Annotated in this window: 6 protein-coding genes and 3 pseudogenes; 8 read left to right on the forward strand and 1 reads right to left on the reverse strand. The window is 34.3% G+C overall.

Going from position 1 to position 9833, the window contains the following annotated elements; all coding sequences use genetic code 11:
- Nucleotides 1-83 precede the first annotated feature (83 nt).
- The 7 genes and pseudogenes from F6K06_RS21180 (at nt 84) to menD (ending at nt 7802) form a co-directional block, all read left to right on the forward strand.
- On the forward strand, nt 84-1085 hold the full coding sequence (locus F6K06_RS21180; protein WP_240038845.1) for a transposase: 1002 nt from the start codon (nt 84-86) through the stop codon (nt 1083-1085).
- A 12-nt stretch (nt 1086-1097) separates the two neighbouring features.
- Nucleotides 1098-1235 (forward strand): annotated as a pseudogene (locus F6K06_RS21185) (zinc ribbon domain-containing protein); the annotation flags it as partial.
- Between the two features lie 424 nt (nt 1236-1659).
- Nucleotides 1660-3153 carry an isochorismate synthase MenF gene (locus F6K06_RS21190; protein ID WP_124143995.1) on the forward strand — a complete coding sequence of 498 codons (1494 nt, stop codon included), beginning with the start codon at nt 1660-1662 and terminating at the stop codon, nt 3151-3153.
- 328 nt (nt 3154-3481) lie between these two features.
- Nucleotides 3482-4177, forward strand: a complete 696-nt coding sequence (locus F6K06_RS21195; protein ID WP_124143996.1) for a hypothetical protein — start codon at nt 3482-3484, stop codon at nt 4175-4177.
- A gap of 748 nt (nt 4178-4925) precedes the next feature.
- Complete coding sequence (locus F6K06_RS21200; protein WP_192901075.1) at nt 4926-5225, forward strand: hypothetical protein; 300 nt, start codon at nt 4926-4928, stop codon at nt 5223-5225.
- Between the two features lie 49 nt (nt 5226-5274).
- Nucleotides 5275-6013, forward strand: a pseudogene (locus tag F6K06_RS21205) (formylglycine-generating enzyme family protein); the annotation flags it as partial.
- A gap of 31 nt (nt 6014-6044) precedes the next feature.
- On the forward strand, nt 6045-7802 hold the full coding sequence (gene menD / locus F6K06_RS21210) for a 2-succinyl-5-enolpyruvyl-6-hydroxy-3-cyclohexene-1-carboxylic-acid synthase (protein ID WP_124143997.1): 1758 nt from the start codon (nt 6045-6047) through the stop codon (nt 7800-7802).
- A gap of 277 nt (nt 7803-8079) precedes the next feature.
- Here the strand turns inward: menD and grxC are convergent, their stop codons facing one another.
- The gene (grxC, locus tag F6K06_RS21215) at nt 8080-8397 is read right to left on the reverse strand and encodes a glutaredoxin 3 (RefSeq protein ID WP_124143998.1); all 318 of its coding nucleotides are present in this window, start codon (nt 8395-8397) and stop codon (nt 8080-8082) included.
- 937 nt (nt 8398-9334) lie between these two features.
- On the opposite strand from grxC, the pseudogene F6K06_RS21220 reads away from it, so the two are divergent.
- Nucleotides 9335-9692: pseudogene (locus tag F6K06_RS21220) on the forward strand (IS1 family transposase); the annotation flags it as partial.
- Between the last annotated feature and the right edge of the window lie 141 nt (nt 9693-9833).

Raw genomic sequence — 9833 nt, forward strand, 5'->3', positions numbered from 1 at the left:
TTTTTGAGATATTTAATAAGGTTTGTAATTAATAATATTGTGTGATATTATTAATAGGTTAGGAAACAAAAAAAACCGTCAACGTGATTACTTTAACTTACCAGTATAAACTCAAAACTACAAAACAACAAGAAGCAGAAATTAATCAGATTCTTGATGTTTGCAAAACTGTATACAATTATGCTTTGAGAGAGCGGAAAGACTGGCTAAGTTCAAGAAAATCACTGATTAATAGTTGTTCAATTATTTCTGAATATATTATTCCTGCTGATGCTCCCTACCCTAATTATAATTGTCAAGCTAAAAGTTTAACAGTAGCTAAGAAAACTAATCCTAGGTTAAAGTCAGTTAATGCTCAAGTATTACAACAAACTTTAAAAACTTTAGATAGAGCATTTGTTGATATGAAAAGTTTAGGAAGAGGTTTTCCTAGATTCAAGAAGAGGATGAGGAGTTTTGTCTTTCCAGCAATGTTAAAGAATTGCTTGGGTAATAACAGATTTAAACTACCTCAGTTAGGTTGGATTAAATTAAGGCAAAGCAGACCATATCCAGAAAATATGGTAGCTAAACAAGCTAGGATAGTTAAAAAAGCTAGTGGTTATTATTTGATGGTTAGTTTCCAATCATCGGAGTTAGTTCCAGATAATCCAGTAGGAAAAAAGTCTTTAGGGATAGATGCAGGAATAGAAAATTTTGTAGCAACTTCTACAGGTAAATTGTTTACATCACCTAAGTTTTTGTTAGGTCAACTACGCGAGCTTAAATTGCTGCAACGTAGACTTAAAAATAAAACTAAAGGGTCAAATAATTGGTTAAAGCTTCAGAATAAAATAGCTAGCTTACATGAAATAATAGCTAATACTAGACGTGACTGGCATTTTAAATTAGCTCATCAACTTTGTGATTTAGCAGATAATACTTTTGTTGAAGATATTAACTTTACTTCCTGGTCTAAAGGTATTGTTAGAAAGCAATCTCTAGACTCTGGAATAGGTAAGTTTATTAATGAAATATTACCTTATGTTTGTTGGAAAAGAGGTAAATATTATGCCAAGGTTGATAAGAATTATACATCTCAATAATGTCCAAATTGTGGTTATTTAAACAAGAAAAAACTTGCTGAGAGAAAACATAATTGTAGCAACTGTGGTTGTCAGGTTAATCGTGATGTAGCTGCTGCAAAAGTAATCAGAAATAGAGGATTAAGAGCGGTGGGGCACACCGTTAAATAAAAGCGCACCGCCTGCGCTGAGGTTCCCTCAGCGTCAAGACGGAGCAAGAGAGCTTGTGGAGACGGTCTGACGGGGGTACAATTCAGCTTATTTGATTTGTTACCTAGTTAAGAGTCATTAAATCAAGAATCCCCCGTTATAATCTTTGATTTAACGGTGGGAGTGTCAAAAAACCAAACTTAAAGCTCTTGGCAATAGCCTGGCGCTAACTATATGTCAAAGTCTCAAAAAGAAAACAGAAAAGAGAAATGCAAAAAAAGGAGGGAAAAAGATTTAATTTTGACCATAACTATGGGGTCTAATATAAATAAAGGTGATAATTTTAATTAAAACTAGGGGATAAATTGGGCCATATTTAGTAATTGAACAGCCCTACCAATCACTTTCTCTTAATATTCAGTGAAAATTTCCGATTCTTTTTTTCATGCCTGCAATACCCACTTCTGTTAATCTATTTCAAAGCTGCCAGGACCTGCATCAGTTTCTGTTAAATTGTCAACAGACATTAACGGAACAGGTACAGAAAAAAGTCATTAGTATTTCTGTGGAAATATTACCAGTAGATCCCCTAGCAGTATTGCAGGAAATTTGTGAACCTCATCAACTACATTTTTATCTCGAAAAACAAATTATTGGAAAAACAAATACTGAAAAAAATACCTTAGCGATCGCTGCTGCAGATGCTGCTACCCACTTGACTGTTATGGGTGGGAACCGTTTCTCACAAGCTCGATCTTTTATTCAGTCATGTCTTAATAATACAATTGTTTTAGGTGCAACACATTTACCATTTTCAGGTCCTCACTTTTTTTGTAGTTTTACTTTCTTTGAACAAGATTCCCAAATCAATCTACATATTTCTCAAAATGGTAATTATCAGGAGAAACCATCTATAAACTCTCACTTTCCTTCTGCAACTATATTTTTGCCACAGTGGCAAATAACTCAGAAAAATAATCGCTGTATACTTGTGATTAATACAGTTATTACTACATCTATAAATATTAAAAATATTTCCCAGATAATTTGGCAGAAATACCAGCAAATTACTCAAATAAATAATACTTCTTTATCAAGTTTAATCAAGCCTCGCGGAAATCTTCGGAAAATTAATCCCAATCATTTACAGGACTTTAAAAAATCAGTAGCTTCCGCTCTAGATTTGATTAACTCAAATTCCTTAAAAAAAATAGTTTTAGCACACGCCATAGACATATATTCTCAAACCCCTGTTAACTTAATTCAGTCTTTAAATAACTTACGATTCATTTATCCAGACTGCTATGTATTTTCTACCAGTAATGGCAAAGGTCAAAACTTCATAGGCGCAAGTCCGGAAAGATTAATTAGTATTAATAATAATCAATTAATTACAGATGCTTTAGCAGGTTCAGCGCCCAGAGGTAAAACTTCCACCCAAGATGTCAAATTAGCCAAGAGTTTATTATGCAGTGAAAAAGATTTACGAGAACATCAATTTGTCATAGATTTTATTATTAAACATCTCCAAGATTTAGGATTAAATCCTCATTACCCACCTCAACCCCATTTATTACAATTGTCAAATATTCAGCATTTATGGACACCAATTACAGCAGAAATTTCCCAAAATATTCATCTATTAGAAATCCTAGCAGAGTTACATCCCACGCCAGCAGTAGCAGGAGTTCCTAGAGATACTGCTCAACAACAAATACATAATTTTGAAACTTTCGAGCGTTCACTTTATGCAGCACCTATAGGTTGGATAGACTATCAAGGAAATGGAGAATTTGTTGTAGGTATTAGGTCAGCATTAATAGACGGAGACCGTACCAGACTTTTTGCAGGTGCAGGCATAGTTACTGGTTCAAAACCAGAGAAAGAATTAGCAGAAGTTCAACTAAAACTTCAGACTTTATTAAAAGCTTTAGTTTAAGTAAATACAACCATTTGTAAGCATTCAGCTATTAGCATTCAACATTCAGCTTTTGAACATATTCAAGCAACGACTAAGGTTCGCTTATGACCAATTTTATTAATAACTTTTCATTCTTCTTCGAGACTAATTCTTTCTGCCACAATAATGAGTTAATAACTCATAGCTGATAGCTGATAGCTGATAGCTGACCACTGAATGCTTGCCAACCATTCTATTTATTCAGTAAGCTCTACATATAATAATAGAATTTATCTATCACAACTATCTGCTAGTTTTCAACTGCCATAAAGATATAATGCAAATATAGTTTAAGGGTAGAATTAATATGAACAATTTATTTGATAATTTGTCAAATCAAGATAGCAGTATTAGTGATAATTCTGGTTTACTTAATAACGATGACTTATCCTCAACACTGGATGACATAAATCAAGATTTACACCAGAATTTGACCGATGGTTTCCATCAGCAACAGCAATTCGACTATCAACATTCAAGTATGGGTTTAGGGGCAAATATAGACTTGGAGCAAAATAATTTTTCGTTCGATAATTTTGCAAATCAAGATAGTGGTATTAGTGACAATTATGGTTTACTTAACAATGATGATTTTTCCTCAACGTCGCATGATATAAATCAAAATTTTACCGATAATTTCCATCAGCAGCAGCAATTTGAACATCAAAATTTTGGTACAGAAATTTCTGGGGTAAACTCTCATGCTCTACCACCAGAAATTTCTCACTTTCAGCAAGAGCAAAATAATTTAAGTTTAAGTTCTCATACTTTTGAGAGTCAAAATATGAGTCTATATAGTCATCATTTAGAATTTAATTCATCCACCACTGCTGCATATAATTATGACGATAAATATCCTTACACAACAATAGATAATGCAGGTCATATTGACCTACATACAAGTAGCGATCGCTATGGTCATTATGTAGGTTATTTAAAAGATCGTAAAGTTTATAATTCTAGTTATCATTATTTAGGATATGCAGGTACAGATGGTAACTAAATAACCAAGAATTTCAGGCAGAAATAGAATATCAACATCTTGATGCTCAAGCAAAATTACAACAAAATAATCAAGTATTTCAAAGAGACTTGGAAAGTCAACGCTTTGCTCATCAAAAAGAACTACAAGAAAAACAAATCTCTGCACAATTTGACCTAGAAACTTATCGTCAAGAATTTCAAGGCAAAATAGTCTAGTACCAATGGCAAGAAAATCGGACACTCCAAGAATTTATTCAAGCAGTGGATATGCAAATAGCTAAAAGCAATCAATAATTTCAAGCATGGCTATTTCAACAACAAAAACAACTACAAATCGAACTTGCTCAATATAACCGAGAAACTCAATTTCTCAACGCAATATATCAACGAGAAGCTGCCCTAGAAATTAAAGAATTAGATAACTGGCTACTCAAAATTTACCCCTGGCAAATACTTGAATATCATCAAGGACGAAATCTTGTGCCCATACAAATAATACTCGCACCCCCAGAAATAGACTATGACCGTTTGAACACCTAAATAAAACTTCTACTTCTGGATTTCCTAAAGTAGAAAAACGTCTTTCCCAAAACTTACGAAATTTCCTCGAAAAATACTATCCTCTAGAAAACAAACAACGACCCACAGAATTAATAGACCACGCTTGGGATAGTAACCGTTTTGCTAGAGGTAGTGCAGTTAAAGCTATATTTAGTCGCTTAAAATCTGAACCTATACTATTAATAGAATCAGAAGTAGATGGAGATTTGATTAATATTCAAGTTGCCTATTGGAGTGGCGGACAAGAAATTTATCCTTTCTACAAAACTATAATTCGCAATCTACATTATCCGACAATTCTCTATGAATTTGCTATTCAACGTGCCTTACATTGGGAAACGAATGTTAAACAGAAACTCTTGGCAAAAGGGAAAACCGAACAAGAGATAAATCAAAAGTTTGGTGGGGATAATTTATCGAATTTGAGTAATTACAGGGAAAATGAAGAACTTCAAGGAGTGGGAATAGAAATTAAAAGAGGTTACAAAACCAATAGCGAAGACTAGGTAAAAACAAGAAAGAGATGCAGAGGAAAAAAGGCAGTGGGAGACGAAAGGGGAAGTCTTTACTTTTGAAGTAGTTACTGTCAACAACTCTGGCAAAATTATTAACCGCACCCAGGGAACTGCCAGGCAAAAAATCGCATACTTGGGTAATGGGATTAAATTAGAAATGGTTTATATTCCTAGAGAAAGTTTTCTCATGGGTTCGCCGGAAAATGAGGCGGGAAGAGATAGTAATGAAAGTCCGCAACATCAAGTTACTCTGCAAGCTTTTTATATGAGTAAATATCCTATTACTCAAAACCAGTACCAAGCCATTATGGGAAATAATCCTTCTCACTTTAAAAGAGAAAGTCGCCCAGTAGGAAAATGTGAATTGGCACAACGCCATAGAGTTTTGTTAAAAGCTATCTGAGAAAACTGGGAAAATTTATACCCTGCCCAGCGAGAGTCAGTGGGAATATGTCTGTCGCGCCGGGACGACTACTCCTTTCTATTTTGGAAAAACTATAACGTCTGAGTTAGTTAACTATGAGGGGAAAAGAGGACAAACAACAGATGTAGGAAGTTTTCCTCCCAATGCCTTTGGTTTATACGATATGCACAGGAATGTCTGGGAATGGTGTCTAGATGTTTGGCACGATAATTATAATGGAGCGCCTACTAACGGAAGTGCTTGGGAAACTGGAGGAAATAGTAAAATAAAATACTTCGGATTAAAATCCGACGAGTCACCTTTCATCCATCGCTTAAAAGACGATGGCTTTCATGCTCCCATGTTATTTAGGTGATGAGTACCCTATTACTATTCAAAACTCAAAAATGCCAATTGATTTTAGAAATATAAACACAGTCTGGGCATCAATTTTAGTAGAAACATTACAATATCTAGGATTAACTACAGCAATTATTAGCCCTGGTTCCCGTTCCACGCCTCTAACATTTGCCTTTGCCACTCACCCAAAAATCGAAACAATTCCTATTCTTGATGAACGTTCCGCATCATTTTTTGCTCTAGGAATAGCAAGGAAAAATTATCAACCTGTGGTAATAGTTTGTACATCTGGTACTGCTGCTGCCAATTTTTATCCTGCCATAATAGAGGCAAAAGAAAGTCGTATCCCACTATTAGTTTTAACGGCAGACAGACCTCCAGAATTACGAAATTGTCATGCAGGTCAAACAATAGATCAAGTTAAATTATATGGCAGTTATCCCAACTGGCAAGTTGAACTAAGTTTGCCTTCTATAGAACTAAAAATACTTGAATATTTAAGACAAACAATTATTCATGGTTGGAGAAAAACAACTTTACCGACACCGGGACCTGTGCATTTTAATATTCCTTTTCGAGACCCTTTACCTCCTATACCCCAACCAGAAGTTATTTCCTTAGAAGCACAATTCCCCCAAAACTTTTTTGCTACAGTACAACCAATTTTCACAACAGAATTTTTGCCAAATTTTGACTTAACATTAGATTTAAAAAATCAACTTCAATCTGGCGAAGGCATAATTATTGCAGGTTTAGCACAACCCAAAAATCCTCAAAAATATTGTCAAGCGATCGCTCAAATTTCTCAAATTATCAAGTTCCCAGTTTTAGCTGAAGGTTTATCTCCTTTAAGAAACTATTCTCGGTTAAATCCCTATTTGATTAGTACTTATGATTTAATTTTAAGGAATCAGGAAATAGCACAAAAACTTATTCCTAAAATAGTTTTACAAATCGGCGAATTACCAACAAGTAAACAATTAAGAACCTGGCTAGAAACAACTAACCCTCACAGATTAATCATCGATGAAAGTGAGGATAATTTTGACCCGCTGCATGGGAAGACAAATCATTTACAACTTTCAGTAGAACAACTAGCTAAAATTTTTACTCCTAAACTTTTCCATAGTAATTCCGATGGCAATTACTTAAATTTGTGGTGCAATGCTGAAGTAAAAGTTAGAGAGGCGATCAACAAAAAAATGGCAGTAATTAATCAAATATTTGAACCTAAAATACCTTGGTTAATTTCTCAAATATTACCCCAAGGTACACCAATATTTATTGCTAATAGTATGCCAGTCAGAGATGTAGAATTTTTCTGGGTTCCTAATAATTCCCAAATCAAGCCATTTTTCAATCGAGGTGCAAATGGAATAGACGGTACTTTATCAACTGCTTTAGGTATTGCTCATCGTCAACAAAGCAGTGTTTTATTAACAGGAGATTTAGCACTTTTACATGATACTAATGGTTTTTTACTGAGAAATAAATTAGTCGGTCATTTAACTATTATTTTGATTAATAATCAGGGAGGTGGAATTTTTGAAATGTTACCAATAGCTAAATTTGAACCACCTTTTACAGAATTTTTTGCTACTCCCCAAGATATTAATTTTGCCCAGCTATGTAATACTTATGGTGTAGAACATCAGAAAATATCTTCTTGGCAGCAATTACAACAACTTTTAAATACTCTACCTAGTAGTGGAATAAGAGTTTTAGAATTACAAACAAACCGCCGACTAGATGCTAAATGGCGGTTAAATAATTTAGATAAATTTGCAGCAAATCTATTGCTATAGCAGAAGAAAGAAGGAAGAAGGAAGAAAGAAGAAGGAAAAATATTATGTTGTCTGAGTTTTAAGCTTTTGATCTGTCCGCGCCATTTGCTTCGACTACTATAAATTAAAGTGTATACCACTACAAAAATTGGTTAAGACATTTTTCAATCTTATTCGCAGAGCGTTTCCACAGGAAAAACCATTTTACAGTTCTCTATTCCCTGTTCCCTGTTCCCTATTCCCTAGCACGTAGCGCTATAATAATTTAATTTTTTCTTACTCTCAAATAATCCCAAATTTATGCAGCAGCAGGCTTACTCAATAAAGGATCTAACTCACCCTTTCCATCTAGAGTATAAATATCATCACAGCCACCAATATGTTGGTCATTGATAAAAATCTGTGGCACAGTACGATATCCATTCGCACGTTCAGCCATAGTATTTCTGGCAGCTGCATTGCCATCTATTTTGTATTCTGTATAGTTGACACCTTTCCACCACAGCAAAAGTTTTGCCCTTATACAATAGGGACAAGTTTGCCAAGTATAAATTTCAACGTTAGCCTTGATTTGTTCTGGATGACGACCAAGAATAGGATTAATAAAGTCAAACATTTTTAGTAATTAGCCCTAGTAATAAATTAGCAAGTGTAGATACTTTTTAACGTATTTTTCCTGAAAATTGCAACAACTTAAACTAACCTTCTGCCTTATTTAGCAATTTTATGACTTGATAAAAAGTGTCTTTTTTTTATAAATATACCTATCAATATTTTGCCCAAGATTGTTGTATTAGATCATATCTGTTTGAATACTGATAAATAAGAATAAGGGAGCAGGGAGTGGGGAGCAGGAAGAATGAGGAAGATTTGCCGTTGAAGTGAGAATATATTTTTTTTATCGCTAATTAAACAGACATGATATTGTACTAATTTAGTAAGTATTTACTATAAATAGTCTGTTCCATATTCCCGACAACTATATTACAGTAATGATTGACTCAAAATTTAATATCGATACCTTGTAGGTTTAGCCCTCATCTTCATTTGTGTTTGCATTTTATCTCTAATGTATAGTTCTCGGGAAATTTGAGAAAAATAATGAGCTGTAAATACTAAATTAAGCATCAAAAAAACTAAGACCAAAATCAGCACCAAAACGTTTAAAATACTTAATTCATTAAACACTGTAAAGATGGCGAATAAAACTGAACAAAGACCAAATCCAGAAGCAGAAGAACTGAGAATTAGCCAGCGTAATTTAGACATAATTAAGTTAATAAATATTTAATGAAAGTAGAAGGCATAAATTTTACTTATTATTGAATAATACATAAATGAGCTTAAATTTAATAGTCCTATAATCACTTTTAGCTGATTTATTGAGGAGAGGCAAATCTAAGTTATTTATACCAGGGAACAGGAAACAGTAGGAAAAATATTTCCCTGTCTAAAGATCATTATTACTCTATGTCCTAACCTATCTGTCTATTGCCATATAGGGTAGTGCCTGTGCGAAAGTGTGGGAATGATCAGATGAGTATTGTCCCTAAATACTCTCAATCATCATGGAATGTCCTCTGTGTGGCCATCAGAAAACTCATAAACATGGAAAGACTAGCAAAGGAAGTCAACGATATTATTGTCCTGAATGCCTACAAACTTTTCCTGCGGAATGCTGGGCAAACACCGATACTTTTGACACTCTCTACTATCGGCGAAAAGTTGAACCAGAGAAAATGCCCATGGTTCTACAGGATCACGTTGAGGGTAGTAGTTTAAGAGGAATTAGTCGAGAGCGTGAATCTGGCCGATAATACGGTAGTCAGTTTGGTGAGAGCTACCTCTCAAAAAGGACAGATGATTCATCATGCTTATGTCCAAGATATTGAAACCTCACAAATCAGCAGTTAAGTAGGCAGGCAAAAAAAGTTGTAAAATAGCCTAGTCGAGTAGATGGAGGAAAATTTATAGTGTGCCAGCCCCTTTAAGAGTACATTTGAGTGAAGCTGAAGACAAAGAACTGCTGGAATTCCAGAAAATTGAGGGAAT

Origin of the sequence: Okeania sp. SIO1H4, from assembly GCF_010672695.1 — a bacterium.
Lineage (GTDB): Bacteria > Cyanobacteriota > Cyanobacteriia > Cyanobacteriales > Microcoleaceae > Okeania > Okeania hirsuta.

What these genes read in the sequence shown, in the direction of transcription:
- F6K06_RS21195 (WP_124143996.1), top strand. Translation starts at nt 3,482, where the DNA reads ATGAACAATTTATTTGATAATTTGTCAAATCAAGATAGCAGTATTAGT.
- grxC (WP_124143998.1), bottom strand. Translation starts at nt 8,397, where the DNA reads ATGTTTGACTTTATTAATCCTATTCTTGGTCGTCATCCAGAACAAATC.
- menD (WP_124143997.1), top strand. Translation starts at nt 6,045, where the DNA reads ATGCCAATTGATTTTAGAAATATAAACACAGTCTGGGCATCAATTTTA.
- F6K06_RS21190 (WP_124143995.1), top strand. Translation starts at nt 1,660, where the DNA reads ATGCCTGCAATACCCACTTCTGTTAATCTATTTCAAAGCTGCCAGGAC.